Annotated in this window: 24 protein-coding genes; 13 read left to right on the plus strand and 11 right to left on the minus strand. The window is 46.3% G+C overall.

The genetic code is table 11. The annotated features are described in order from the left end of the window. Positions 1 to 278 precede the first annotated feature (278 nt). The 3 genes from pdhA (at position 279) to QUA20_RS04440 (ending at position 3,568) form a co-directional block, all read left to right on the plus strand. Positions 279 to 1,316 carry a pyruvate dehydrogenase (acetyl-transferring) E1 component subunit alpha gene (gene pdhA / locus QUA20_RS04430; protein ID WP_333185771.1) on the plus strand — a complete coding sequence of 346 codons (1,038 nt, stop codon included), beginning with the start codon at positions 279 to 281 and terminating at the stop codon, positions 1,314 to 1,316. A gap of 109 nt (positions 1,317 to 1,425) precedes the next feature. After that, positions 1,426 to 1,878 (plus strand): clan AA aspartic protease, encoded by a 453-nt coding sequence (locus QUA20_RS04435; RefSeq protein ID WP_333185774.1) that lies wholly within the window; start codon positions 1,426 to 1,428, stop codon positions 1,876 to 1,878. A gap of 508 nt (positions 1,879 to 2,386) precedes the next feature. Continuing rightward, the gene (locus QUA20_RS04440) at positions 2,387 to 3,568 is read left to right on the plus strand and encodes an NAD(P)/FAD-dependent oxidoreductase (protein WP_333185776.1); all 1,182 of its coding nucleotides are present in this window, start codon (positions 2,387 to 2,389) and stop codon (positions 3,566 to 3,568) included. A gap of 19 nt (positions 3,569 to 3,587) precedes the next feature. On the opposite strand, the gene QUA20_RS04445 is transcribed toward QUA20_RS04440, so the two are convergent. Together QUA20_RS04445 and QUA20_RS04450 are read right to left on the minus strand one after the other, a co-directional pair. Then, positions 3,588 to 3,782, minus strand: a complete 195-nt coding sequence (locus QUA20_RS04445; RefSeq protein WP_333185779.1) for a hypothetical protein — start codon at positions 3,780 to 3,782, stop codon at positions 3,588 to 3,590. Positions 3,783 to 3,822: 40 nt separating this feature from the next. Next, positions 3,823 to 4,947, minus strand: coding sequence for a M24 family metallopeptidase (locus tag QUA20_RS04450; protein WP_333185782.1), 1,125 nt, complete (start codon positions 4,945 to 4,947; stop codon positions 3,823 to 3,825). On the opposite strand from QUA20_RS04450, the gene QUA20_RS04455 reads away from it, so the two are divergent. Continuing rightward, positions 4,935 to 5,072 carry a hypothetical protein gene (locus QUA20_RS04455; RefSeq protein WP_333185784.1) on the plus strand — a complete coding sequence of 46 codons (138 nt, stop codon included), beginning with the start codon at positions 4,935 to 4,937 and terminating at the stop codon, positions 5,070 to 5,072. The two genes, QUA20_RS04450 and QUA20_RS04455, sit on opposite strands and share 13 nt — an antisense overlap. A 39-nt stretch (positions 5,073 to 5,111) precedes the next feature. On the opposite strand, the gene galT is transcribed toward QUA20_RS04455, so the two are convergent. Next, positions 5,112 to 6,200 carry a galactose-1-phosphate uridylyltransferase gene (gene galT / locus QUA20_RS04460; RefSeq protein WP_333185787.1) on the minus strand — a complete coding sequence of 363 codons (1,089 nt, stop codon included), beginning with the start codon at positions 6,198 to 6,200 and terminating at the stop codon, positions 5,112 to 5,114. Positions 6,201 to 6,410: 210 nt separating this feature from the next. Continuing rightward, positions 6,411 to 6,902 carry a helix-turn-helix domain-containing protein gene (locus QUA20_RS04465; protein ID WP_333185790.1) on the minus strand — a complete coding sequence of 164 codons (492 nt, stop codon included), beginning with the start codon at positions 6,900 to 6,902 and terminating at the stop codon, positions 6,411 to 6,413. Between the two features lie 222 nt (positions 6,903 to 7,124). Here QUA20_RS04465 and QUA20_RS04470 point away from each other — a divergent pair, with 222 nt between their 5' ends. The 3 genes from QUA20_RS04470 (at position 7,125) to QUA20_RS04480 (ending at position 9,617) form a co-directional block, all read left to right on the plus strand. Continuing rightward, positions 7,125 to 7,979: a hypothetical protein gene (locus QUA20_RS04470; RefSeq protein WP_333185792.1), complete on the plus strand. Its 855-nt coding sequence runs from the start codon at positions 7,125 to 7,127 to the stop codon at positions 7,977 to 7,979. 63 nt (positions 7,980 to 8,042) lie between these two features. Next, the gene (locus QUA20_RS04475) at positions 8,043 to 8,831 is read left to right on the plus strand and encodes a hypothetical protein (protein WP_333185795.1); all 789 of its coding nucleotides are present in this window, start codon (positions 8,043 to 8,045) and stop codon (positions 8,829 to 8,831) included. Positions 8,832 to 9,104: 273 nt separating this feature from the next. After that, positions 9,105 to 9,617, plus strand: coding sequence for a hypothetical protein (locus QUA20_RS04480; RefSeq protein WP_333185798.1), 513 nt, complete (start codon positions 9,105 to 9,107; stop codon positions 9,615 to 9,617). 93 nt (positions 9,618 to 9,710) lie between these two features. Here the strand turns inward: QUA20_RS04480 and QUA20_RS04485 are convergent, their stop codons facing one another. From QUA20_RS04485 to QUA20_RS04510, 6 genes are all read right to left on the minus strand, one after another. Next, entirely contained in the window at positions 9,711 to 10,829 is a 1,119-nt protein-coding gene (locus tag QUA20_RS04485) for a beta-glucosidase (protein ID WP_333185802.1), read from the minus strand. 184 nt (positions 10,830 to 11,013) lie between these two features. Next, positions 11,014 to 12,897 (minus strand): glycoside hydrolase family 2 TIM barrel-domain containing protein, encoded by a 1,884-nt coding sequence (locus tag QUA20_RS04490; protein ID WP_333185804.1) that lies wholly within the window; start codon positions 12,895 to 12,897, stop codon positions 11,014 to 11,016. Positions 12,898 to 13,183: 286 nt separating this feature from the next. Next, complete coding sequence (locus tag QUA20_RS04495) at positions 13,184 to 13,543, minus strand: STAS domain-containing protein (RefSeq protein ID WP_333185806.1); 360 nt, start codon at positions 13,541 to 13,543, stop codon at positions 13,184 to 13,186. A 151-nt stretch (positions 13,544 to 13,694) separates the two neighbouring features. Further along, positions 13,695 to 14,936 carry a UDP-galactopyranose mutase gene (gene glf, locus QUA20_RS04500; protein WP_333185809.1) on the minus strand — a complete coding sequence of 414 codons (1,242 nt, stop codon included), beginning with the start codon at positions 14,934 to 14,936 and terminating at the stop codon, positions 13,695 to 13,697. A gap of 120 nt (positions 14,937 to 15,056) precedes the next feature. Beyond that, the gene (locus tag QUA20_RS04505; protein WP_333185812.1) at positions 15,057 to 16,361 is read right to left on the minus strand and encodes a glycosyltransferase family 1 protein; all 1,305 of its coding nucleotides are present in this window, start codon (positions 16,359 to 16,361) and stop codon (positions 15,057 to 15,059) included. An 838-nt stretch (positions 16,362 to 17,199) separates the two neighbouring features. Continuing rightward, entirely contained in the window at positions 17,200 to 18,237 is a 1,038-nt protein-coding gene (locus QUA20_RS04510) for an aldo/keto reductase (protein ID WP_333185815.1), read from the minus strand. A gap of 431 nt (positions 18,238 to 18,668) precedes the next feature. On the opposite strand from QUA20_RS04510, the gene QUA20_RS04515 reads away from it, so the two are divergent. The 5 genes from QUA20_RS04515 to dtd all read left to right on the plus strand — a co-directional run bounded on the left by QUA20_RS04515 (position 18,669) and on the right by dtd (position 24,207). Further along, complete coding sequence (locus tag QUA20_RS04515; RefSeq protein ID WP_333185817.1) at positions 18,669 to 19,070, plus strand: fasciclin domain-containing protein; 402 nt, start codon at positions 18,669 to 18,671, stop codon at positions 19,068 to 19,070. Positions 19,071 to 19,521: 451 nt separating this feature from the next. Then, positions 19,522 to 20,523, plus strand: coding sequence for an IS4 family transposase (locus QUA20_RS04520; protein WP_333185977.1), 1,002 nt, complete (start codon positions 19,522 to 19,524; stop codon positions 20,521 to 20,523). Positions 20,524 to 21,414: 891 nt separating this feature from the next. Continuing rightward, positions 21,415 to 22,296: a glycosyltransferase gene (locus tag QUA20_RS04525; protein ID WP_333185820.1), complete on the plus strand. Its 882-nt coding sequence runs from the start codon at positions 21,415 to 21,417 to the stop codon at positions 22,294 to 22,296. 123 nt (positions 22,297 to 22,419) lie between these two features. Continuing rightward, positions 22,420 to 23,574, plus strand: a complete 1,155-nt coding sequence (locus QUA20_RS04530) for a GTP-binding protein (protein ID WP_333185823.1) — start codon at positions 22,420 to 22,422, stop codon at positions 23,572 to 23,574. 177 nt (positions 23,575 to 23,751) lie between these two features. Continuing rightward, on the plus strand, positions 23,752 to 24,207 hold the full coding sequence (gene dtd / locus QUA20_RS04535; RefSeq protein WP_333185826.1) for a D-aminoacyl-tRNA deacylase: 456 nt from the start codon (positions 23,752 to 23,754) through the stop codon (positions 24,205 to 24,207). Between the two features lie 291 nt (positions 24,208 to 24,498). Here the strand turns inward: dtd and QUA20_RS04540 are convergent, their stop codons facing one another. Then, positions 24,499 to 24,750 (minus strand): hypothetical protein, encoded by a 252-nt coding sequence (locus tag QUA20_RS04540; RefSeq protein WP_333185829.1) that lies wholly within the window; start codon positions 24,748 to 24,750, stop codon positions 24,499 to 24,501. Positions 24,751 to 24,793: 43 nt separating this feature from the next. On the opposite strand from QUA20_RS04540, the gene QUA20_RS04545 reads away from it, so the two are divergent. Further along, complete coding sequence (locus tag QUA20_RS04545) at positions 24,794 to 26,029, plus strand: HetZ-related protein (RefSeq protein WP_333185832.1); 1,236 nt, start codon at positions 24,794 to 24,796, stop codon at positions 26,027 to 26,029. Positions 26,030 to 26,056 lie beyond the last annotated feature (27 nt).

Raw genomic sequence — 26,056 nt, forward strand, 5'->3', positions numbered from 1 at the left:
AGGAAAATGGAAAGCCCCACTGCCCCTGAGCTAAATGAGTTGTTTGACTCTTGAGCATTTTCGGGTTTGAGAGTAATGGAATTATATCATTCGTCGGCATGGGGTTTAGATGGGAGTTGGTTCTCCGAGTCCGGGCAATCGGCCCCGCCTGCCAAACTCATTTTAACAATTGGTGAACTGCTGCGGAGCAAAAGTGCGATCGTTTTCTGCTGCGGTTGTGTCCCATCTGGGTTTAAATTTAGATGTCTAGGAAGCCGATCGTCGGGTATTAATTATTTATGGTTCAGGAACGGACTTTACCAGTTTTTGACGCGCAAAGCGTAAACATTTCTCGGGATGAGGGCTTGATGCTCTACGAGGATATGGTCTTGGGGCGCTACTTTGAGGACAAGTGTGCTGAGATGTACTACCGGGGCAAAATGTTTGGTTTTGTCCACTTGTACAACGGTCAGGAAGCTGTGTCTACTGGCGTGATTCGATCGATGCGCCGGGATGACACCGATTACGTCAGCAGCACCTACCGCGATCACGTTCACGCTTTGAGCGCGGGCGTGCCGGCGCGGGAGGTAATGGCGGAGTTGTTCGGAAAGGAAACTGGTTGCTCGAAGGGCCGCGGCGGTTCGATGCATATGTTTTCGGCCGAACACCGACTGTTGGGAGGTTATGCTTTTGTGGCTGAGGGGATTCCTGTAGCTACGGGGGCGGCTTTTCAATCGAAGTACCGCCGCGAAGCTTTGGGCGATGAGAGTTCCGATGGGGTAACTGCTTGTTTTTTTGGCGATGGTGCTGCAAATAACGGGCAGTTTTTTGAGTGTTTGAATATGGCGGCTTTGTGGAAGTTGCCGATTCTTTATGTTGTCGAAAACAACAAATGGGCGATCGGGATGGCCCACGAACGAGCTACTTCTGACCCCATGATTTACAAGAAAGCTCATGCTTTTGGCATGGTTGGCGTCGAGGTTGACGGGATGGATGTTTTGGCGGTTCGGGAAGTGGCAAAGGAAGCTGTAGCGCGGGCGCGGGCCGGCGAAGGGCCGACTTTGATCGAAGCTTTGACTTATCGTTTTCGCGGCCATTCTTTGGCAGATCCCGACGAGTTGCGTTCTAAAGAAGAGAAGGAATATTGGTTCCCCCGCGATCCGATTAAGAAGTTGGCTGCTGATTTGATCGATCGAACTTTGGCAACTGCTGAAGAATTAAAAGAGATCGATAATAAGATTCAAGCAGTAATTGATGATGCGGTAGATTTTGCGGAGAAAAGCCCTGAGCCAGATCCGAGCGAATTGTATCGATTTATCTATGCTGAAGATGAATAGTCTTTAGAGATATTTTGCGTGCGGTTGCAGCCTACAGGTTAACACCTGTGGCTGCACGGATTTCAAGCTATAATCAAAGGTAGACTTTCTAGACGAAAAGAGAGGCGATATGATAAATCTCGATCGCGATCGAAGTCAAAGCAGCAAAAATATCGGTGCAGTTCGAGTCAAAGTCAAGCTAACGAATGCCATTGATGAAGCCTTAGTGAGTCGAGGAGTGCTCAATCCAAATCTGTTGCGCCTGTACGAAGCAGAAGCACTCATAGATACTGGTGCAGTACGCACAGCTATTCCTGTAGAAGTCTGCGAACAGCTCGGTTTAAGAATTCGGAGTCAGGAAATAGCAAAATATGCCGATGGCCGACAAGAAACAGTGGGATTGACTGGGCCTATTATCATTGAACTGGAAGGGCGCGAAACTATTGAGGCGGCAATGGTTTTAGGCGATATGGTGCTAATCGGTCAAACTGTGTTAGAAACTTTAGATTTGCTAGTAGATTGCAAAAATCAGCGTCTAATTCCCAATCCCGAAAATCCCGAAAGACCTGTATTGAGAGTTTAATCTAAATCCAGCTTAAATACCTCCTTTATTTATTATGTTCGAGTGCCGGTTGCGGCATGATGCCAGCATTTTTAATCAGCACAAATTCAACGGTTTACGCAGGCTTGTAGCTGTATATCCATTCTTGAAATTCATCTTGTATTAGAGAATTTTTTGCGATTTTTTAAGCTGAGCTACATCAAGTTTTGAACTTTATTGAGTTGATAATTATAGAGTCCAGCTATCAGATTAAATCTTCATCCGAACCGACGGTGGCGATATATAAATTGACTCGATACAATCCTAAAAACTTTGACCCCGCGCGATTGTTGAAGCTATAGTTGGTATGCACGCTTGTTACAGGTTGCGATCGCGCCCGCCTTCTTTTGCAAGAGGTCTCTTTTATCAATTAGTGCGTGAGTGTATTACTATCAAGCAGAAACTACATCATCTCACACGAAGCGCGATTAGCTTCGCTAGTGCCCAAGGCAATCGCTTTCGTCGCTGCTGCTTTTAACGGTATCTAAAAATGAGTGAAACCCCAACTTTCGATATCGCCATTATTGGTGCAGGACCAGGCGCACTATGTGCAGCCCATGGGCTAGCCAATTTAGGTTTTTCGGTAGGTGTGTTTGAACGAGCTAGAGCTTTACGTCCCATCGGCGCTGCCCTAGGGTTGGCAGAAGCGGGGTATAAGGCATTGGCTCTGATCGATGCCGATCTCGCTACCCAAGTTCGTGCCTTAGCTGCCAACCCACAGCGACAACTGCTGATGAGACCCAATGGCGAGGTGCTGTTTTCTGATGAATCGCCCTTGGCTGGTACTCCCTTCACTTGGCTAGCGTGGTATAACCTACAAAGCTCACTGCACAACACACTGCCACCTACCGTATCCCTTCACCTCAACCATAAGTTTGTCAACTTCACTAAGGTCGCCGATGCGTCCAAGCCTCCCTTACATTTGCACTTTGAGAATCAGCCCGATGTTGGCGCACGAGTGTTAATTGGTGCCGATGGGTATTACTCCGTGGTTCGCGGTCTTACCGTGGGAGATGGTGCGCCTCTGTACACTGGAACCATGACTTGGCGAGGAATCTTGCCCCGTCAAATCCTAGCCCCCCTCGCTGAACCCTTTGCAGAAGGGGCTGGTTTTCAACTGGTGGTCGGAGACCAGAAAAATTTTTGGATTATGGATGCAGGAGCCGAGGTACTGGCTTGGGGAGGGACTGCACTCCATCCGACTTCAGAGAAGAGTACCGATGTTTTAGCTATGGTTCTCCAAGTTTTTGACCAATGGACTCCCTTTGTTGAAAGGGTTATTCGAGCAACTGACCCTACCACCATTGTGGAAACTGGCGTGTTCGATAGGGAACCGGTCTCCCAATGGGGAGATAGAGAGAGAATCACCTTATTAGGAGATGCAGCTCACCCGATGCGACCGTCCTTAGGATTAGGGGCTACTATGGCATTTGAGGATGCTGTTGCTTTAACAAAAAAACTCAAGGGGCTGAACTTGCAGGATACTCCTTCGGTTGCTAAAGCTCTTACTGATTATGAAGAGGAACGGATTGCGATCGCCTCACCGTTACAACTCAAAGCAAGGCAAGGAGGAGAAGCATCCCATGCCTCGGATCAAGCTGACCAACTCAAGATAGGCTTTGAATTAGCCTTAGCTGCTCGCAGACACAATCAGATGACCGTATCGGATTAATTCGGTTGCTCTTCGTTGCTTAACCCGAACTCACGTTATTTAATCCGTTTGGGGTCAATGTCAGACCTGCACCTATGGGTAGCAAAGCCTGTGCCCGCTCGCTGTAGTCGATCGCGGCTTGAATCGGCAGGAGATTTGCGACCATCAACCAACCGCTCAACAGAGTCAGAACTGTTGCACTGACAATAAATGAAAGTATCGTTTTCCAGGTCATGATGGCTCGATCGCGCCTGAGATGGACATAGAGCGATAAGTTAAATGGACAATGGTCGATCGTCCCATATTTCCAGCGGTACTGGGCGCAATCTTCCCGCTACTTCTACACTCGGCCAATTCGGATCGAATGTCAAATTTTCCAACGTTCCATCGCTGTGAATTACAAACGTATCTTCTATTTTTGCTCCCGACAAACTCGGATTCCAAGCCACAGCCATATTTTCGGCTAACATATCTGAAGTAGCCGGATTTGCCACAACTTCTCGCGCTAAATATCCGGTAGTTCCGCCTTGATGGTGTTGCCTAATTGCTTGAGGATATGCGTGCTCTTCGTAGGCAGTTTTAAGGGTATCATAAACCGCATTCAGCGATACTCCCGGCCGGCACGAATTCAGCGCGGCCGCTTCAATTTCTCTGACTTGTCGGTGCAACTCTGAATGCTTTTCTCCAAGAAAGTCGAAACTGACAAATCTGGTTAAATTTGCATACAAACCCCATCCCCTCGCGCAAAAGACTAACATTGCTTGCCGCCCAATTTCTTCGGCGGTTGCGGTGGCGTGGCGGTACAGCGGCAAACGCCTTTCTCCAGCAACTAATGTCAGGGCTGGATGCAAACCTCTCGCCCACAATGCCTCTGCACCGGCTCCCGCTAGCTGATATTCTGTCCATGTTGGTTTTGCTGCGGAAAGTACCTCTGTCATCGCTTCGCTGGCTAAACGCCCGACTCGTCGGTATCGCTCTAATTCGCTTGACATCATTGTCTGTTTGCGAGACTGTAAAGATGCGATTATTGGTGTTTCTTTGGGATAAATTGACCGATCGCTCATCACGTTACCGCCACCAGTAATTTCTTTGACAAAAGCTTCGCGCTGTGAAACATCTGCCCAAGGATAGATGTGCATTTGAAAGTTGGCTGGCAATTCTTCATCTTGCAAGCGCTGGGCTTCGATTTCATCGGTGAGAACCCAAGCGTTTTCGGCGGTAATTAATATTTCTGCAACTCCGGTTTCTGCGGTTAGCAATACTGTATGGGAACCGCCGGCTGTGGCCCAAGCAAACCAGTCTGTACCGCGCAAGCGAAGGGCGATCGCTCCTGTTTCGGTTAAGGCTTTGCGGATGAATTCGAGTTTGCAGTCAACTTCTGGGTTTAATGAGTTTATCATATATGAAACAAGGAAGAAGGAAGTTCGGCAACGGATTCTGTAACGGATGTAACGGATGTCAGTCCGATGAAAGTCGGAAGAAGGAAGAAGGAAGAAAATCACTGATTTTAGTTTACATTTCCTAAATCTAAAATCTACAATCTCTAAAATCTAAAATCTAAAATCTAAAATCTAAAATCGATAGGTACTGCTTGCAATTCTTTAGCTTTTTCTTCGGGTAAAGCGTCGTTGGCAAACATTCCGGCGGCTAGTTCGGTTCCTGCTAGATATTTTAGCCGATCGCTCGATCGATAGGGCGGATAAAATTGGGCGTGCAAATGCGCTTCTGGATGCGGTTTCCCGTCTGTGGGCCCCTGAAACCAAGCCATCAAATAGGGAAACGGGCGGTGCCACAAACCGTCATATTTGAGGGTGACTGTTTTTAAGGCTTTAGCGAGTGATTGACGCTGTTTTTCGGTAAGATCGATAAACGTGGCAGCGGGGGCGATCGGGGCAATCCACACTTCGTAAGGGTAGCGGGCGCAAGCGGGGACAAAGGCGATCGCCTCTTCGTCTAAATAAATAATTCGCTGTTTGTCGGCAATCTCTTTTTGAATCAAATCTTGCAGCAAACCGCTACTATTTTTTTGATAGTAAACTGATTGACATTCTAACATCCGCGCTGGCACTGGTGGCACAAACGGATAAGCGTAAATTTGACCGTGGGGATGGTGCAAAGTTACTCCGACTTCTACGCCGCGATTTTCAAAAGGCAAGACGTATTGAATTTCGGGATTGCTGCCGATAACTGAAGTGCGATCTGCCCAGACTTCTAACAGCAATTCTAAGTGACTTAACTCCAAAGCGCCGAGGGAAGCCTCTGGATCTTGAGTGAAAACAACGACTTCGCAAATGCCCTTAGCGGGAAGAGTTTCCACAATACTTGCAGGTGCGTTTTTTGCCTGCAAAGTCAGCGAGGGAAAGCGGTTGTCAAAAACAGCTACATCGTAATCTCCAGGCGGCAATTCTGTCGGGAATTTGGGATTAATTGTAGCAGCCAGCGGGTTGTATTCCGGCGGCGGCATGAAAGTTCTTCCCTGGCGGTGGCTGGCGTATGCTACCCATTCCCCCCGCAAAGGATGCCAGCGAAAGTGCGGGTTCGCCTGTACGGGTTCATTGCTGGGACTTACGGCCGCGATTCCTTCTGGGATTGGGTAGCGGCTGTAGAGTGTGAGTGGGCGGCCGTCTGGTTTTAGCAATGTTTGGACGTACATTTTGGTTGGGGCGGGCGATCGCTTTTAATAGATGTTAAGAGTATAACTTCGTGCTTGGAGAATTGGCCCCTATCTAAAGTCGCAAATTATGTTAAAAAGATACTCGGCGGTTGAAACCGCGTCTACACAAATAAAGTCCGCCTGCGCGGACTGAAGAATAAAGGGGGTATTTAAGTGTGGTTTGTTATGAGGAGTGCGATCGTACTTTCGTTAGTTTGCACCATTGCCATTGATGTCGAAGTTTTCTATGATGGGAATTTCTGAAGGTGAGGAGGCCACTATTCGCAGGTTTATATCAACTATGATTTGATTTTTATCAAGAACTACATTTGCTTTTTTTATTATAATTTTTGCGGATAAACAATCGTCTGATTCAGGTTTGGGAGACGGCTGAGTTTTATATCCTGCGTCCTCCAGCCATTCACAAATTTTCCTCCAGTTTTCTACCTTTTCATCCGCTTTGCCTACAAGGTTTTTTACATATTGGTATAAAGTATTACAGAAATCTACGGCAATTCCCTTGGGGTTTTTACTGAGGGTTTCCGCAATTTCGGCGGGACTGTAGCCGCAGAGTAAACCCCGTAGATGTTGTTTTTCTGTGGGCGTGAGCCGCTTTCCCTTGGCGGATGCTAGGTCTGTGTAGAGGGTTTCTAAGTCCCAGTCGCGGGCAGCTTCGGAGAAGCGATCGTTAGAGGATGCCATTGCAGGGGATAGGTTTCTGGATTTTTTATAATCAAAGTCTAACACGATTCCTAATGCTTATTAGTTTCTTTGTTAAAGGTAGTTAGGTTAGTATCAAGGAAAGCAGGATCGTGATTAATTTTACATCTGGAATCGGGGCAAGACTCACTGCTTGCGCGGTAGAGTTTTCTGCTCGACAGAGTTATCAACACAAACTCCTCATAATTAGGTATTTACCCGTAAATGTTTAACCACGAATACAAAAAAGAGGCACAAGAGAAACTGCGCCGTGCAGTAGAAAAGTACCAAAGAGATTGTGAGTATTTACAAAATGCCGCTGGAAGTCTTTATCAAACGCGAGTTAATCGTGGGGTTGAGATTATCCAACTATGCGAAAATTACATTAACACGTTGGCAAACTCGCCAAAAGAGTTTAGCAAAGTCGTTACCAAACTGAAGTTTCAGCTCAAGGAAATTACTGGCAAAGATTGGGATCTAATTTATTCGGCTCATAACAGCAATGTAGGAGCAGCAGCAGGTGGTGCAGGAGTAATGGCTGGAGCAGGAGTTGCCTGTTTTGGGCCAGCAGCAGCAATGGCAATTGCCACAACTTTTGGAACAGCCTCAACAGGTACTGCGATTGCTTCTCTTTCCGGTGCAGCGGCCGTTAATGCTGCTTTAGCCTGGTTAGGAGGTGGCGCTCTTACTGTGGGTGGTGGCGGTATGGTGGCTGGAAATGCACTGCTGGCACTAGCAGGGCCGATTGGCTGGGGGATTGGTGGTGTAGCTTTGGCTGGTAGTGCTTTTTGGACAAGTAGCGAGAATGAGAAAATAGGGAGAGAAGCTACTAACCGCGCTATTGAAATTGAAGGTGACACAGCTAAAGTCAACATAACCAAGAAAGAAGTCAATCTTCTGGAGGGGGAAACTGTCAAACTAGCTAACTTGATTCAAAGTGGACTGCAAGACTTTAAGCAGAATGCGCCGTTGAATTACCTGGATTTTAGCCAATCTCTCAAAAAAATGCTGGCGAATTTAATCAATTCCATTAATTCGCTGAGCGAGTCACTTAAAAAGACCGTAGACCTGAAAATGTAATTATAATTTTGAGTGCAGCATTAGGCTCTAGCAATTAGGGACTAATGCTGCAACTTTTTAAACATGGAAAACAGAGAAGATAGACATCTGACAACTCAATTCGTTGCTGCAATAGTAGCCGAGGAAAATCTGCGCCATGCAGAACAGCTTGCAACGGAACTCAGTAAACAAGACCGAGCTTTTTTTGCAGCGGTCGGAGAAATTGATAAAGTTCGTGATTTTGTAGGTAGCCCCGCAAAAATTCTGGGAAACACAAGCACAAAACACGGTGAAATAGCTGAGCAAGTGGAAGTTGGTATTCGCAATGCAAAATCTCTTTTGAACTCCTCTGAAACTCGCGCTACTTTTGAGGGAGTGGGTAGAACAGCACCGGAAGATTATTTAATTGATGGTATTAAAGTACAGTCTAAATTTGTGAATGGGGTTGGCAATAATTTAGACCACGTTCTCGACCACATGAAGAAATACGAAAACTTTGGCAGAGATGGGTCATATTACCATATCCCTAAAAACCAATATGAAATTATTGATAAAATATTGAAAGGGCAACAAATCGAGGGAATAACAAGTCCTACTGCTCAAAAAATACAAGAAAAAGCTCAAGAAATAGAGCAGATGTCTGGTCGTCCTTTCAGTCAGACTGTTCAAGCTGGATCGTCTAACTATGAAGATGTGCAAATAGGCAAAGTTGACGATACGCTAGACCGCAAAGAGCATGAATTAAAGCAAGAACAAAAACAAATTAAGGATGGGATACGCTACGAGGCTCAACCTACTCTGGCTGATTTTGGTAACGTTGCTGTTAAAGGCGCGGTTATTGGTGGTAGTATTCGATTTGCTACTAAGCTTTAAGTAGGTCGGCGCTGTAAAACGCAACTATGTAAACGATGCGTCAAGTATCAAAATCCCAAGAAAGCAGCACTAGGAGACCCTGTTTACATAAAGTTACATAGTTCAGTTTAATCCCGCCGACCTACTTACGCTAAGTATAAGCAAGGTAAAAACGTTTTTAAGGGGGAGTTAACCCCCGAAGACTGGCAAGAAATTGGAATTGATACCGCAAAAGGAGCTGCACTTAGTGGTATATCGGCAACAGCTATTTATGGGTTAACCAATTTTACCCAAATGTCTGCACCTTTAGCTGGTGCTTTTGTTAGTGCAGGCATGGAAGTTGCTAGTTTAGTCGGTAGTTTGAATCGAGGGGAAATTACTCGCGATCAATTCGTTGAATTAAGTTTGTTCGCTTGTGCTGATTCAGCCATTGTTGCTGCTGGAGCTACTATCGGACAAGCTTTGATTCCGATTCCTGTTGTTGGCGCTGTCATTGGTGCGATCGCAGGTCGAATTGTGACTGGTTTCTGCAAGCAGTTATTGGGAAAAGATACTTATCTTGCTCGACAAGTGGAACAATATTATCAACAGTCCCTCGCTAAAATTGACCGCGGTTATAAGGCAGCCGTTGCTAATCTTGTTGCTACCTATGAACGATTAGGTAACTTAGCGGAAGCAGCTTTTGACTCTAACTTAAACCTTGAATTGAGATTGCAAGCTAGTATCGAATTAGCTGAAGCTTATGGCGTTCCTGATTCCAAGATTATTCATAATGTAGATGAGCTTGACTCTTTTATGCTGAGTTGAGCGAACAAAATATTAGGAAATCATCGGGAATTTTTAACCCAGATTTAGTATAAGGTGCGCGGAAGCGCACCCTACAGAATTAGATCGAAGTTTTTACTCGTGCAACTTCAGTAACGGTTCAATCTGCTGCCTTTGAAACTGCAATTCATCCGCCAAAGGCTGATAAATTTCTCGATCGCCCGATTCATTGCAATAATCCCAAAGACCATTGTAACAGTGCCTGTCGTCGTCCCAACCCGGATGGTTGACAATCGGATACAAGCAGATTCCGTCTATTGGAACTCCTGCTTTCATCGCGGCCACTACCTCAGTGCACACATAATTAAACCAGACAGGTCTAAAATCGTCTTCAGTACCTGTTTCTGCTACGAATAAGGGGCGGCGGTAGCGCTCAAACACTTCTTGCAGCAGTTCACGAAACGGGCGGTACAGCGGATCGGTGTATTTCATCGGTTCTTCATTGTGAATCCACTGATTGCGATCGTAATAATTCACCCCAATAATATCGAGATATTTTTCCTTGCCGCCGAGTTCCGGGCGAAAGCGTCCCGCCAACATATCCCAAGCTTGATATTGAGATAAGCGATAACCTTCCGCCGCGTCCCGATCCTCCGGTTTGTCAGGATCGGCAATAATGTTAATTGTGGGGTCAATTTGAACGATGCGGGTGCGAGGATTGACTTCCCAAACTGATTCTATCGCTGCGATCGCAGCTTTGATCAACTGGATTTTGAGCTCGTCTCCCCGCCCTTTTGCAAACGGATTGATGTAGGCGACATCGCCGCCTGCCCAAGCAATAAATGAAATTTCATTGACAGGTGTTACGAAAGGTGTTTGGTCTGTTTCCTCAGTTAGCACTTCCATAAAAGCGCGCACCATGTTTGCAAACCGGGACACAAATTCGGGACTGAAAATATCAATATCGTCGGGCCAGCCGTAGTGAAACAAATCCCAAATTACCTGCATTTTCATGTCGCGGGCGGCCCGGATGATTGGCAGGGAACTGGAAAAATCGTATTTTCCGGGTGTTTGTTCGATTAAGTGCCAGCGCAGGCCTTCGCGGACTGTGTAAATGCCTTGATCCTGCAAGCGTTGGTAGTCGGCTGCTGCAAATTTATCGTGACCGGTGGCGGCTGTGACATCGAGGCGTTTTCCAGATTGCACTCTGTGGGTGGAACATTCAAATCCGCCCATGAAAAAACTTTGAAACATCAATCGAATGGGTAATGGGGCATTCAGGTTTGCAGTCAGGACTAAAGTCCTTAGATTTCAATCATAAAAAACTAAAGTCCTTACTACAAACGGTATTTTTGTAAGAAGTATATCGATCGGTAAAAGTCAAAATGAAATCAGAAAAAAATCTCAGATTTTTACTTTTTTCTTGACTAATCACCAATTAGCACTGAGTAATAGCTTGTGGCTGTGAACTTTCTTCGGGAATATCCCAGCCGAGAGTTGCCGCCGCGATTACGTCTATGGGAAATTTGGGAGTGCGATCGGCATACAGCAAACCGTTAGCTTCTTGGTAAGTATCGGTCAATTGCGTGTAACAAAATCCGCTGAACATTTCCACTTGGTTTACCACCTTCAGCAGCGCGGTGTAGCGCCTTTGCAGTTCGATCGTGTCCCACGCGCGCACGTAGCCCCAAACTCTGTGAAAATCCGGGTTTTCGCGGCCGGCGCAGGCGATGCCACCGAATTCTGTCAGCATCACCGGCTGTCCTTGGTGCGGGTGCCCGTCCAGGGTGAGGATGCGCCCGCCGGGACGCCCGCGATCGAACAAATCGGCTAGCTGGACTTCTGGCCCGTAGCGTTTTGCCACAGTTTGCGGGTTGTTGTCGTAGTCGTGAATCGCCAGGATGTCGGTATCGATGCTTTCCCAGCCGTCGTTACCGATGACGGGGCGAGTCGGATCGAGGGTTTTTGTCAAGAAATAAAGGGCTTGCACGTAGTTGCGGTGGGCTGCGGCTTCGACTAAATTCGGAACTCCCCAGGATTCGTTGAACGGCACCCAGACTACGATACAGGGGTGGCTGGCGTCGCGGTCGATGACTTCCGTCCACTCCCGCGTCAGCCGTTGCACGGCTTTGGGAGTGAAACGGTAGGCGCTGGGCATTTCTTCCCAAACTAGGAGCCCGAGCACGTCAGCCCAGTACAAAAATCGCGGGTCTTCGATTTTTTGGTGCTTGCGGACGCCGTTGAAACCCATTGCTTTAACTAATTCGACATCGTGACGCAAAGCTTCGTCGGAGGGGGCAGTCATCATGGTGTCGGGCCAGTAACCTTGGTCGAGAACCAGCCTCAGGTAGTAGGGGCGGCCGTTGAGCATGAAGCGATCGCGCTGGATGCTGACCGTCCGCATGGCGGTATAAGATTTAACCTCGTCGAGCAATTTGCCGTCCGCCCACAACTGCACTTGAGCGTTAATTAGCGTCGGCTTTTCGGGACTCCACAGCAGTTCGTTGCGGTAGTCGTCGATACCAGGGTCGGATAGGGCGATGCGGCGGTGGATTTCGCCGTTGATGACTTCGTAGGTATCGTTGACCAGCAGCATACAGCCGATCGACAGTTTAACTTTAATCTGGATTCCAGACTGGCGATCGCCCGCGACAAACGCTTCAAAACCGATTTCCCAGCGTTCAAACTGAGGAGTCCAGCGGATGCGCTCGATATAAGTGTGAGGCACCAATTCTACCCAGACTGTCTGCCAAATGCCGGTCGTGCGCGGATACCAAATACTGTGGGGCTCTATTTGCCAGTCTTGCTTGCCGCGCGGTTGCTCCAAATCTTGCGGGTCGTCTTGGGCCCAGACTGTCACCCGCTGCGGCCCGTTGAGGTTCAAAACTGCTGTAATGTCTGCCGTGAAAGGAGTGTGTCCGCCTTCGTGTTGGATGACAAACTGACCGTTCACCCAGACGCGCGCGCGGTAGTCTACGGCCCCGAAGTGCAGCAGCACTCTGCTTTCTGTGTGGGGTAAGTCAAATTCGCGTTCGTACCAGCAGTTGGCGTGAAAATTCGTGTCGCCGATGCCGCTTTTTGCCGATTCAGGAGCAAACGGCACTTCTATAGTGTGAGTCCACTCAGAAATATCGATCGGCTGCACGCAGCCTCCCGCGTCGTCGTAAGCAAACCTCCACTGACCGTTAAGACAAATCCAGTTGCTGCGGCGCAATTGGGGGCGCGGATAACCTGTTTTCCGCCCTTGAACAGTTACCTTGCTGTCTATAGTGGAAGACTCTTCAATATCGCAATTTTCTAGCTCTCTACCTAACCAGCTCATCGGCACATCTACCCGAAGTTATATATATAGGTTAGCGACAATTACCCCGACTTTGACAAGTTTTTTGCTGATTAATTGTAAAAGTTTAGCAAATTAAAACAGCCTCATCTAAAGGCTGTCTTGTGCTGAAGGCAGAAGTCATTAGTCATGAGTCAGAAGCAAGGAAGAAGCAAGATTTTTCTGATCCCCGACTCGGACAGTCGGACTCTCTGGGCCTCTCCAGCCTGGGCCTCTCCGCCTCTGGGCCACTCTGAGTCTGACACTTTCCCGAGATCATAACTCTAGTTTAGCTAGCAAGACTGTGCAAACCTGCTAAAGGTTCAATTTGGTCACTTTTGAGGGGAACGTCATTTTCTACAGGCGGTAAACACTGAAATATTTGTTCTAGTCCCGTGAGTTCAAATAGGATTCTAACTTGTTCGCTCATGGCAGATATCAAAAGTATACAGGCGCTGTCTCTCACTAATTTTACGATCGCCACTACAGCCATTAACTCCGAATTGTTCAGAAAATTAATTTTTGAGAAATCGAGCATCAAAATTTTTCCACCACTTTCAATTAAGCGCTCTATTTCTTTATGGAAATGCGGAAATTGAGAAGTTTGCAAAATCTCATGAGACAAAACTATTTTAATTATAACTCTCATTTTCACCTCAACACTTGTTTGAATTGTTAAAAAAATTTTGATCCAAACCGAGTAGGGTGATCCGTGCATACCTTACGTTTTTAGCGATCGCCGTAGGGTGCGCACGGATCACCAGACATTTTTTTGATCCTTACAAACTCACAGGTTCCAGCTACTTGCTACCAGATTTGCCGCCGTTGCCGTTGCCGTTGCCGTTGACAGCAGCGACTTCTAGAGAAGCTGCGGCTGGGCGATCGACAACTCCATTCGAGGAGCTTACATTAGAGGCAGAACCGTTAACATTCGCCGCCAATTCAATCACGGGCTTGGTAGTAATTTGAGTGTAAGTTGTCAGAGCTTGAGCGACCACTTGATCCATGTTGTAATACCTGTAAGTCGCCAGCCTTCCCACAAAAGAAACTCCCGGAGTTGCATCAGCCAAAGCCTTATATTTCTTGTAAATTTCGGCATTTTCGGGACGCGGAACCGGGTAGTAAGGGTCTCCCTCAGCTTGGGGATATTCGTAGACAATGCTAGTTTTTAGATGCTCTTGTCCGGTGAGGTATTTAAACTCCGTGCAGCGAGTATATAAATGTTCGTTGGGGTAATTTACCACCGGTGCTGCTTGGTGTACGGGTACGTTTAGCGTTTCGTGCTTGAATTCCAAGGAACGGTAAGGAAGTTTGCCGTAGCAATAATTGAAATAAGAATCAACAGGCCCGGTGTAAATCATTTCTCCGTAAGGGATAAAACCCTCAATCTCCCGGTAGTCGGTATTCAGCATCACCTTGATGTTTGGGTGAGAAAGCATCTTTTCAAACATCCGAGTGTAGCCATGCAGGGGCATTGCTTGATAGGTATCGGTGAAATAGCGATCGTCCCGGTTAATGCGAGTGGGAACGCGCGCAATCACTGAGTTATCGAGTTCCGACGGGTCCATTCCCCACTGTTTCCGGGTGTAGTTGCGGAAGAATTTCTCGTAAAGTTCGCGACCGACTTTGCTGACAACTACATCTTCGGAAGTGCGAATGTAATCCTTTGGTTCTGCTACTTTCGCGAAGAAATCTTCAACTTCAAATGAGGTGAGATTCAGTCCGTAAAGTTGGTTTACGGTGTTGAGATTGATGGGAATTGGCAGCAGTTGACCGTCAACGCTGGCGAGGACGCGGTGTTCGTAGGGCCGCCACTCGGTGAAGCGCGAAAGATACTCGAAAACTGGGCGCGAATTCGTGTGAAAAATGTGGGGGCCGTATTTGTGTACGAGGATGCCGTGGTTGTCGTAGTGATCGTATGCGTTCCCGCCGATGTGGTTGCGGGTATCAATTATCAAGACAGTTTTTCCTGCCTCATTTGCTAGTCTTTCGGCAATGACGCTACCTGCAAATCCTGCACCGACAATTAAATAGTCAAACATTAAAACACCTCTGATTTTTGGTAAGGGTAATTGGTAATTGGTAATCAACAAGCGAGCATAGTTGAGTTTTAGGTTTTGAATTCATAAATTGGTAACTCTTTAACTTAAACCTCAACATTCCTAACTTAAAACTTTCATCCTGCCTTCTGCTTTCGGCCTTTTCTCGTCGATCGCACTTTCGATCAACCCCAGCATTTCGCCCCAGGTATTGTCCCAAGAATTGTCTGCTAAAAAAGCGTCAACTTCGCTAAGCCACTTGGTGCGAACGTCCGAACTTTCGCTGAAGATTTCTTCAGCACAAGCAACGAATTCTTCAGAATTGCTAGCAATCCGAACCAAGCCGTTTTCTCCGTAGGGCCGCACCACGTCGCGGATAGGAGTAGAAATCACAGGTTTGCCGGCAGCGAGGTATTCTGGAGTTTTCGTCGGACTAATAAATTTAGTCGATTCGTTAATCGCAAAAGGCAGCATGGCTATATCCCACCCGCCAAGATACGCTGGCAGTTCTTGATAAGATTTGCCACCGAGATAGTGGATATTTGAGTGAGTTGGCAGAGTTGCCGGATCGATTTTCGCCACCGGGCCAATGATGACTAAATGCCAGTCCGGCCTTGCTTCCGCAATGCCCCCCAGCAGTTCGATATCCATGCGTTCGTCTATGACGCCATAAAATCCCAAACGCGGGTGAGGAATGTCTTTTTGATCCGCTGGTTCTTCTGAAAGATTCCTGGCTGTCGCAAAGTGTTCTTTTTCGATGCTGCTGGGGAAGGCGTGAATGTTTGGGTGCTGGTGCTGTTTGGCTTCGTAAAGGTTGTGTCCCCCGGTAAATACTACGCTGGCGCGTTTTAATAATTGGTTTTCATTGGCTTTTAAATCCGGGTGCGCGCCTTGGAATGCTGAAAGTTCATCCATGCAGTCGTAGACTACAGCTAGCGGCTTTAAGTGGCTTGTGAAACTGACAGCCATTGGTGTGTAATACCAGAGGATGTACTGGCTAATTTCTGCTGCTTTAAACAAATCATCTAGCATGGCTTGCTGAGCAGTTTGTGCTGTTGCTTCGCTGGTTCCTTCACTCAGGTGCGGTACTATTACCCAGACTCCGCTTTCGTGGATGCTGACATCAAGCCACCAATCTGTAGCCTCGCTAAAAATCGGTTCTTCTACAAAGAATACGCGACGACTTTTCGCACAGCGACCCAAGAGATGTTGCGGACGCTGATAGACAAAATTCCACCGCAAATGAGACAGGCAAACTAAATCCGGTGCATCTAAAGAATCAGCTTTTAATAATTTAGCGCGCAAGGCCGGCGAGGGAGCGAATTGAGAAGGCGATTTGGCAGGATCTATAGAGGTAAATCGGATCTCCCATGCTCGACCTTTATTGCGGCTATAATTATTGTTTACTGAGTTTGGGGGGGGCGACATAATTAGCCTCTGGAATTTGTCAATGAAAATTTGTCAATGAAAATTTGTCAATAGAATCTGTTTCTCAGGAGTGTCTTACTAAAAGTCGCAAGAAGCATCAATCTGAGAACTTTTATTGACGAGCAAGCGCCGCATTCATGGAACCAAACAAAGAAACTGTTTAGCTGCGGAGAAACACGCTTATCTGCTTTTTTCAGAATTGAAACGGGGAGATAAGTTAATATTGTTATACTTGCTATTGTTGTTAACTATAACCCAGTTTTTCTGCCATAACTTCTATCTGAAGGATGACTTCTATCTCAGGATGCGCTTAGCTTACACGCTGGGTTCAAAAGCGGTTAAAATGCCGATCGACCTTGTAAAATCACCCTTAACTGGCAGCTACGGGGTGAAAAAAGAGCGAGTTTTATTGCTTTATTTGGAGAGGATAGAAAATTTCCCATCAAGTTTATGTTGCTTTTTAATTTAACAAACCTAGCCTTTTTTAAACTTATCCGATCGCTCGCAGGGAAAATTTGTATCCTAATATACAAAGCTGCACCAGAGATTTCTGACTTCCGATAGATTAACAATTGACAGTTTATGCAGTGGGGTGAAACTCACCGAAGAGTACCTGTCTCAACAATAGCAAAGAAACCAGGCAACGGCAACGATAAACCTAAGATTTTGCATGAGTCAGGGCAAGAAACCAATGTGATGACATTTGCGCTGTGGGCCTGAGTTTAACGTCGCGCCCACAGCAAAAATATCAATCATCCCTCTAAGGGCGGGTTCGCCGATATCTGCGATCGAGCGCAAAATATCCACGTAAACCCGCGACTAGAAAATAGCAGCAACTTTACAGTCGGCTGCTGTCTATTTTGGCGATTCCCCCTCCAAAGGCAAAATCTTGCACACTCGAACTCTTTAAGAAATCGTGGGGAAAACCCAATTCAATTGCACTTACTTTGTCTAACTGCTGCAGTTGTTCCGGGGTTAATTCAAACTCCAAACAAGCGAGATTTTCTTGAATTTGCGAGAGTTTGCGCGAACCCACAATTGGAATAACTTCGACTGGCTGTTGTCGCAGCCAATTTAGGGCTACTTGAGAAGCAGGCTTGCCAATTTCGGCTGCTATTTTGCTAACTTCGTCAGCAATTTTGAGGTCTCGTTCGTTAATTTTTCCAGAGTCCGGTGAATTAAGTCGTTTAGTTTCGGTGGCTGTTTCTGAAGTGTTGTATTTTCCTGTCAGCAAGCCCGCTGCTAAGGGGCTCCAAGCTGTGACGCCAATATCAAAGGCTTTTGCCATAGGGATCAAGTCCCGTTCGGGAGTTCGCTCTTTTAAAGAATACTCGATTTGCAAGCCGATAAATGGTGTCCAACCGCGGAGGTTGGCGATCGTATTTGCTTGAGAAATAATCCAAGCCGGCGTATCGGAAATGCCGATATAAAGAACTTTGCCGGCGCGCACCAAATCGTCAAAAGCGCGCATCACTTCTTCGACGGGTGTCGTAAAATCCCAAGCGTGCAGCCACAGCAAATCTATGTATTCAACTTGCAATCGCTTCAAACTTGCTTCTACTGCTTGCACCATATTTTTGCGGTGGTTGCCGAAACCGTTGATTTCGCCATTCTTCATGTTGAGGCTATACTTAGTGGCAACTACCCATTTTTCGCGATCGGCTGCGATGAACTCACCGACATATTTTTCGCTAGTACCGTTGGTGTAGAGATTCGCGGTATCAATGAAATTGCCGCCCGCTTCTGCAAAGGCGTCGAACATTTTACGGCTTTCCTCGTAGGAACCGCCCCAACCCCACTCTTCCCCAAAAGTCATGGTTCCGAGGCAGATTTCCGAAACGCGAAGTCCGCTGTGACCTAGTAGTTTGTATCTCATGTCACCCTTCCGCTAGTTAATGGTTGTTAACAGTTTAGATCGGGATTTCCCAAACTGTTGTCATCAGTCGGGGTGGCGGGCTTTTGCGGTGCGTTAGCGCTATGCAGGATGTTAAATGTTTGGCTAAAGCTAATCAAAATGTCGCAGCAGGGGCGAGGGTTCGCAGACATCGCCCCTGCGTTTAGTTTAAACAGCGCGCAGGGGCGATCGTCTTAACTAAGGTATTTAGGATTAAATTGCTAATTTAAAGTATAGTAATATCCGAAAAATTTTATCTACCTTTAGATAGGTATTTTAGGAAAGGAGTTAAATAAAAAAAGTGCTATTTTAATATTCAGAAAACCAGACAGAACAAGAGAAAAAATTAATGTAGCTAAATTAACTTTTTAGCGTTATAGTGATTTATAGATTACAAAAACTAGGTGACTCACTTGGCTGATATTGTTGATACCGCCGTTTCGGCTGGCTCTTTTACAACCCTAGTTGCTGCTGTCAAAGCTGCTGGTTTAGTAGATACTCTCAAAGGCGCTGGCCCCTTCACAGTTTTTGCGCCTACGGACGAAGCTTTTGCTAAGCTTCCCGAAGGTACTGTAGAAGCACTGCTTAAGGACATTCCTAAGCTCACAAAAATCCTGACTTATCATGTCGTTTCTGGCAAAGTTCTGGCCGCTGATGTGGTCAACCTGAAATCTGCCAAGACAGTTGAAGGTTCAGAAGTAAAAATTGATGCTTCCAATGGCGTCAAAATCAATGATTCTACCGTTACAACAGCCGATGTTGCTGCTGATAATGGTGTCATCCACATTATTGATTCAGTCTTGCTTCCTGCGTAAGCACAGATTTAGATAGCGCAATACTATCTTGAGGGCGGTGGCTGTTGTTAGCCACCGCCCTATTTTAATTGATAGTTGAGATTTAAATATTTTACGCAGGTCGATAATTAAAATTATTATATAGCAATCGTCAATGAGTCGTAAATTTTTTACCCCACCCCAACCCTCCCCTTGGTAAGGGGAGGGAGTAAGAAATTCCTGGGGGGGTGACGACCCGCCCCAAACCCATAGTTAGTAAGGATTGAGCCAACTTGTGGTAAAAAAAGATAGGCAGCAGAGTTGTTACACGCTTGCCTGTCCAAAAAAATAATGATACTAAGATTCTACCAGAGTCATTTACAAAAATACCTGACGCCATCTCAGTTTTTGGTGATGACAATTTTGCTATCCTTGATGCAATCAGAAAAACAAGTGAGATTAGAGAGGCTCTCCCTCCTTATTTCCCTGTCTAATTACAGCCGAAAGTCGGCGACGTAAATTACAAAGGTTTTTAGATTTACCTCACTTAACGATTGAATTAATTTGGTTCCCATTAATTACTTATTGGTTGACCACTTATTGCCGTGTTGGTACTCGCTTATCAATTGCAATAGATCGCAGCCAATGGGGCTGTATTAATTTGTTCATGGTTAGCTTAATCTGGGAGCGAAGAGCAATTCCATTATACTGGTCATTGTTACCCAAATTGGGCAGCAGCAACTTCGAGTCACAAACGACAAATATACAGCAAGTTTTACCATTATTTTCAGAATATAAAGTCATCGTTTTAGGAGACCGTGAATTTTGTTCGGTCGATTTAGGAAACTGGCTGAAGCAAAAGGGTGTGTCTTTTTGCTTAAGACTGAAGAAGAATCATTGTATCGAAACAGAGCATTTAGTTTGGCAGCGATTAGATGAATTAGGAATAGTGCCGGGAACCTCTTTATATTTTCAAGGTAAAAGAGTGAGAAAAACTCAGCCTGCTACTGGATTTGATGTTGCTTGTAAGTGGAAAAGAAACTATGGGGCATGGAAGCTTGATGAAGCGTGGTTTATTCTGACAGATTTAGGTTCATTGCAGGCAGCGATCGATGCTTATAAGCAACGGATGGGTATCGAAGAAATGTTTCGAGATTGTAAAACAGGAGGCTACGATCTGGAAGGAACTAGCTTAAAAGGCAACCGACTGATTAACATAATTCTGCTGATGACACTCGCCTATAGTTTGGCAATATTTGAAGGTACTGAACTTCGGAAAAAGCAGGTAGGGAAATATGTATGTCGGCGTCAAGAACCTAAAAAAAGATATCGAAGACGGAGTACATTTGGTGTTGGATTAGATGGAGAAAAGTGGGTTAATTATCTCGAACAATATTCTTTGGAAGTGGAACAGTTAATGAAGTTAACTCGAAATAAACGTCGCTTTTATCAACAAGGTATGCGGGCTGCAACCCTGATTCGGTCTATCTCCTAGGCCTCTTTGTCACCCCCCCAGAAGAAATTCACAAATGATTTAGGATTGCTATAGAGTAGCGGGAATTGGGCGATTGCACTCAGCTTGAGTGTGCCCCAAATTGGTCGCTGCTGGATTTACCGGGAAAACAGGTTGCAGGCTAACTGCGACAGGTACTGGGAACAAAAAAATTATCAAAAATATAAAAAAGTGCGATCGACAGCGTTAGCAATTGCCGATAATTAGCGGCCCACTTATTTTGCATTCTCGGGCTGATTCCCGGTTGATGCGTAGATACCATGCCACCAAACCCAACATTTTTCCGAGAAACTTGGTTAACGAGGCCTTGTCCTAATTAAGATACAATAAAAACCACAAGGAAAGTGCGATCGACGTTATTTGACATTCAAGCTATGCAATCTACAACAACTCAGTCCGAGACTGAACCGGCGATGGACGCTCCCAAACACGGATTGCCCGTTACAATCATTACAGGATTTCTGGGCATTGGTTAATCCAGTTTACATAGTTTTAGAACGCCTAGCAAATCTCGACTATCTAGTAGTCGAAACAACCTGATTCGCCACAGTCAGTGGCATTAAAGACAATTTCACTCACCCAGACTTTGCACTGCCCGTAGAAAGTAAATTTATGTCTGTTGAAATAGCAAAAAGAAACTATTTATTTGAGCTTCCGAATGGGAACATTCGACTCAGTTGATGCAGACAGTTATCGCACAACCTGCACTGACAGCGCAAGCTCGAATTGTAGACCTCCGTTTTGTAGCTAAAAAATTTCCTTTAAAACATGGACTCGACCATTTGCTAGATGCCATGTTACCCGAAAATACGAGCTATAAAATAGAGAAATCAACTTTTGAATCAATAATTTTCTAATAGCAAAAGGACGTGCTTGTTTGCCACAACAGAATGGGGAATTCTGCACAACGAAAACTTTAGAATAACGGGCGCAGCTTCCCTCCGTGAAGGCCACAGCAACTCCGATATAATTATTATTACGCCTTCCCATTGGTCGAAAATCGGATTTATCCGCAGCGGTGCGAATCCCGATCGCACAATTGTCATACCCTGCGGCACCGATCCGAATATTTACAAACCTTTAACAAAATCGGAACGTGAAGCTTTGCGGAAACAGCTAGGATGGGACGGATTTGTATTTTTGAATATCGGTGCAGGATCTCCCAATAAAGGCATCGATTTATTGTTAAAAGCTTTCGCAGTTGTAGTTGAAAGTTATCCCGAAGCCAGATTAGTATTGAAAGGAGAAGAATCAATATATGAGTCGGATTCTCTGATCGCTCAAAACATAGACGAACGGACATTTGACGAAGCAGAAAAAGTTTTGCCGCGCATGGCTTACATAGGAGAAACACTGCCTTTTGCAAAAATGGCTCAACTTTATCAAGCAGCCGATGCCTACGTATCTCTTTATTTAGCAGAAGGATTCAATTTGCCAGCACTAGAAGCAATCGCTTGCGGCTTGCCGCTTATCTGCACTAAAGGCGGCCCGACGGATGATTTTACAACTCCAGACTTTGCTTGGCACGTCGAAAGTACGTTTCAAGAAGGTACTTCTAACGATCTGCCGATATTTCGCGTGATGCCAGATTTAGAACATTCGATCGCCTTAATGAAAAATATTATAGAACAGCCGGAGTTGTGCGATCGCTCTCGGGAAGCAGGCCCCAAATTTGTAGCGAGTGAGTTTACCTGGAAACACGTTGCAGACCAACTCCTAGACGTACTTTTGCCAACAATTCGATCGCCCAATTAAACAGGTGCGATCGAATTGTTGACAACTTCCGATAATTAGCGCTGGTAACGCGCTGTTCGGAATTCATATAAGATACAATAAGACAACAAGTTTAAGTTTCAGACCTTATTTGACATTCAAGCTATGCAATCTACAACTCAGTCCGAAACAGAACTGGCGATGGACGCTCCCAAACACGGCTTACCCGTTACCATCATTACAGGATTTCTCGGCAGCGGCAAAACAACCCTGCTCAACCACATCCTGACCAACCAGCAGGGTTTGAAAACAGCAGTGTTGGTAAATGAATTTGGCGAAATCGGCATCGACAACGAACTGATTGTCACCACCGAGGACAACATGGTTGAGCTGAACAACGGCTGCATCTGCTGCACAATTAATGAAGATTTAGTTAATGCAGTTTACAAAGTTCTGGAACGTCAAGAAAATCTCGATTATCTAGTAGTCGAAACAACAGGACTCGCAGACCCGCTGCCAGTAGCGATGACTTTTTTAGGCACAGAACTTCGCGATCTGACTCGTCTCGATTCGATAGTTACAGTAGTAGACGCAGCCAACTACAGCTTAGATTTGTTCAACTCTCAAGCAGCTTACAGTCAAATAGCTTACGGCGATATAATTATCCTCAACAAAACAGATTTGGTTGAGGAAGCAGATTTAGATTTGTTGGAAGTTAAGATTCGCGATGTTAAAGAAGGTGCTCGAATTCTGCGAACTGTAAAATCGCAAGTTCCACTGCCGCTTGTCCTCAGTGTAGGATTATTTGAATCTGACAAATATTTCCAATCTGAGGAAACTCCTAGCAGTCACGAACATCACGACCACGGCCATCACGACCACGGCCCTCACGATCACAGCCATCACGACCACGACCATCACGACCATCACGACCATCACGACCATCACGACCACGGCCATCATGACCATCACGGTCACGACCACTCCAACCATTTAGAAAATGACGGATTTACCTCAATTTCTTTCCAGAGCGACAAGCCCTTTTCTCTGAGGAAATTTCAATATTTCTTAGACCACCAACTGCCAACAAACGTGTTTCGCGCGAAAGGGATTATGTGGTTTGAAGAAAGTCCCAAACGGCATATTTTCCATTTGAGCGGCAAGCGGTTTTCGATGGACGATGGCGAGTGGAAAGGTGAGCGGAAGAACCAGCTTGTTCTCATCGGTCAGGGTTTGGATACCGAGAATTTGCGATCGCAACTCGAAAACTGTCTTTGTATGCCTTCAACCAGTCGCGGCAAAGGTTTTGGGAAAAACTAAAGGTTGAAAATTAAACAGAACAGACGTGCGCTGGCTAGAAACCCGGTTTTTTCGTCGAGACTTCGCGGTCAAAACCGAGATTTATCCGAGAAACCGGGTTTTTTTCGATCGTTCCTATTCAAAAGATAAGTTTACCTTTTGACTTTTAGTTTTAAATTTAAGCATTTCTAATTTCCCATGCGAGTCATCATCCAGCGAGTCAAATCATCTCAAGTCGAAATTGACGGTCAAATTGTCGGCAAAATTGGCTGCGGACTTAACTTGCTTGTAGGTATTGCAGATACCGACACCGAAGCAGAACTCGATTGGATGGCTCGCAAATGCCTAGAATTGCGTTTGTTTCCCGACTCGGCTAGGGATACCGGCCGCTGGGACAAGTCCGTACAAGACATCGGCGGTGAGTTGCTGGTTGTGAGTCAGTTTACGCTCTACGGCGACTGCCGCAAAGGTCGGCGGCCTTCGTTTGACCGAGCAGCGGCTCCGGAACGAGCCGAAATTTTTTATGATAAATTTGTAGAAAAGTTGCGCCATAGCGGCTTAAAAGTCGAAACAGGCTTGTTTGGAGCGATGATGCAAGTCTCGATAGAGAATGATGGGCCGGTGACTTTGGTATTAGAGAGAGAATCCGGGTGAATTGTTTGCAAACAAAGCTCTCTGCGGGCACCCTACACTACTACTTTTCTTCTCTTCTCTTCGCTGGCGTCCTTTTCATGTCAAAAGCGGTTCATTCAAAAAAGACCGTTGTAGGGATTCCCGTCTACCTAGGTAACATCAAATTTGCAGATTAACCGGGTTTCCTAACTGCTGTTGCGTAGCTTCATAATACATTGCAGTTAGCTACACCCTGCCGAGTCTCGATTCCACAATCTCCAATCCTCAAATAGCCAGTTATTAGATTGTCCACTCAGCGACCTCGCAGCACCATCAATCTTTCTGACGATCGCCCCACCAAAATAACAGCTCAGAGTGCTTGTACAGTAAGGCTTTAACGGCAATAAAACCAATCTTCCACAGCCAGCGCTTAGAATCAGATTCAGCAGCCAAAAACTGTTGCATGAGAGAGTGGAACACTGGCATCACTGCGGTTATCTCTACTTCCGTAACATTCAATGTATAGAGAGTTGAATCAGCACAGCAAGCGAAACCGCCAGCAACTGCCGCCTCACTCTCTGACAAATGTCCTCGCACACCCGCTGTGCCCTACCACCCGATAAACGCCATGACTGTCAAAGCTGCCACCAACACCGTCAACTGCAACACCGCTTCTGACCTCAACAGCATTCCGGTCGCCTCCAGCGAACAAACCGCCGAAATCAATGTTCCCAGCATCGATATCCTCGCTTTGGCTAACTTCGCCCTCAAAGAATTGCAAGCGGAAATGAAAACTGCCAGCCGCAGCGCTCAAGCAGTGGCGATGCGGATTGCTAAGGAAGTCGAACGGATTTGCCAAAAAAGCGATCGCATCCAAATTTCCGGCGAAGTGGAAGCTTGGCAAATCACCTTGGCCGAGCACCGGTTGCAAAAAACTCTGCAATACTACCGCCTCGGTTCCAAACAAGGCCGCGTCGAACTGCACTCTCACCTCGCGGCCATGATTTACCGCCATGTTGCTTCCTTCAGATCGAACTTGAACTTCCAAGCTCGCTACAACATGATTGAAGACTTTTTGCAAGGCTTTTACATCGAATCTTTGCGAGCTTTCCGCCGGGAACACCAACTCGATCTCACCTACCAGCCCCGCACGCAGCTAGAATTGGCTGAGTACATGGCTTTTACCGAACACTACGCCAAGCGCCAAATCGGTTTGCCCGGCCGCAACCGCCAGCGCCTGATCGTGTTGCGCGCTCAAGGATTTGCCAAGGGCCAGCCTCCGGAAACTGCGATCGACATTGAAATGGCTGTAGAGTCGGGCAAGGGAGAAGATGCGGAAATGTACAGCCGCTCTCCGGCGCTGCAACAAGTGCGCGAGCAAATGGTATCGGAAACTGTCGATCCGGCTGATGCTGTGCTGCGCGATCGAGTAGTCTCGGAATTGATCGCTTATCTGGAATCCCAAAATCAGCCCGAATGTGTGGACTACCTCACTTTAAAATTGCAAGACCTTTCGGCTTCGGAAATCGATCAAGTTCTCGGTTTGTCTTCCCGCCAGCGCGACTACTTGCAACAGCGGTTTAAGTACCACGTCGAAAAGTTTGCCCGCACTCAAAATTGGAAACTCGTGCACGAATGGCTGGGTGCTGATGTCGATCAAAAGCTGGGAATGACTTCTGACAAATGGGAAGCATTTCGCGCTCAACTGTCGCCGGAAATGCAGCAACTGCTAGAAATGAAGCGGAATCAAGAAAGCGACAAGGCGATCTCCACCGCGCTCAAATGCACTCCAAAACAAGTCCAAAAACGCTGGGCGCAACTGTTGGAGCTGGCTAGCCAGACTCGCAACAGCAGCCAAGCTTAACTGGTACTCAAATATGAATGCAACTGT

This window comes from Microcoleus sp. Pol7_A1 (assembly GCF_036701085.1).
Lineage (GTDB): Bacteria > Cyanobacteriota > Cyanobacteriia > Cyanobacteriales > Microcoleaceae > Microcoleus > Microcoleus asticus.

Excerpts from the sequence above, each read along its gene's own strand:
- pdhA (WP_333185771.1), top strand. The coding sequence starts at position 279 with ATGGTTCAGGAACGGACTTTACCAGTTTTTGACGCGCAAAGCGTAAAC.
- QUA20_RS04435 (WP_333185774.1), top strand. The coding sequence starts at position 1,426 with ATGATAAATCTCGATCGCGATCGAAGTCAAAGCAGCAAAAATATCGGT.
- QUA20_RS04440 (WP_333185776.1), top strand. The coding sequence starts at position 2,387 with ATGAGTGAAACCCCAACTTTCGATATCGCCATTATTGGTGCAGGACCA.
- QUA20_RS04445 (WP_333185779.1), bottom strand. The coding sequence starts at position 3,782 with ATGACCTGGAAAACGATACTTTCATTTATTGTCAGTGCAACAGTTCTG.
- QUA20_RS04455 (WP_333185784.1), top strand. The coding sequence starts at position 4,935 with ATGAGTTTATCATATATGAAACAAGGAAGAAGGAAGTTCGGCAACGGA.
- QUA20_RS04450 (WP_333185782.1), bottom strand. The coding sequence starts at position 4,947 with ATGATAAACTCATTAAACCCAGAAGTTGACTGCAAACTCGAATTCATC.
- galT (WP_333185787.1), bottom strand. The coding sequence starts at position 6,200 with ATGTACGTCCAAACATTGCTAAAACCAGACGGCCGCCCACTCACACTC.
- QUA20_RS04465 (WP_333185790.1), bottom strand. The coding sequence starts at position 6,902 with ATGGCATCCTCTAACGATCGCTTCTCCGAAGCTGCCCGCGACTGGGAC.
- QUA20_RS04470 (WP_333185792.1), top strand. The coding sequence starts at position 7,125 with ATGTTTAACCACGAATACAAAAAAGAGGCACAAGAGAAACTGCGCCGT.
- QUA20_RS04475 (WP_333185795.1), top strand. The coding sequence starts at position 8,043 with ATGGAAAACAGAGAAGATAGACATCTGACAACTCAATTCGTTGCTGCA.
- QUA20_RS04480 (WP_333185798.1), top strand. The coding sequence starts at position 9,105 with ATGTCTGCACCTTTAGCTGGTGCTTTTGTTAGTGCAGGCATGGAAGTT.
- QUA20_RS04485 (WP_333185802.1), bottom strand. The coding sequence starts at position 10,829 with ATGTTTCAAAGTTTTTTCATGGGCGGATTTGAATGTTCCACCCACAGA.
- QUA20_RS04490 (WP_333185804.1), bottom strand. The coding sequence starts at position 12,897 with ATGAGCTGGTTAGGTAGAGAGCTAGAAAATTGCGATATTGAAGAGTCT.
- QUA20_RS04495 (WP_333185806.1), bottom strand. The coding sequence starts at position 13,543 with ATGAGAGTTATAATTAAAATAGTTTTGTCTCATGAGATTTTGCAAACT.
- glf (WP_333185809.1), bottom strand. The coding sequence starts at position 14,936 with ATGTTTGACTATTTAATTGTCGGTGCAGGATTTGCAGGTAGCGTCATT.
- QUA20_RS04505 (WP_333185812.1), bottom strand. The coding sequence starts at position 16,361 with ATGTCGCCCCCCCCAAACTCAGTAAACAATAATTATAGCCGCAATAAA.
- QUA20_RS04510 (WP_333185815.1), bottom strand. The coding sequence starts at position 18,237 with ATGAGATACAAACTACTAGGTCACAGCGGACTTCGCGTTTCGGAAATC.
- QUA20_RS04530 (WP_333185823.1), top strand. The coding sequence starts at position 22,420 with ATGCAATCTACAACTCAGTCCGAAACAGAACTGGCGATGGACGCTCCC.
- dtd (WP_333185826.1), top strand. The coding sequence starts at position 23,752 with ATGCGAGTCATCATCCAGCGAGTCAAATCATCTCAAGTCGAAATTGAC.
- QUA20_RS04545 (WP_333185832.1), top strand. The coding sequence starts at position 24,794 with ATGACTGTCAAAGCTGCCACCAACACCGTCAACTGCAACACCGCTTCT.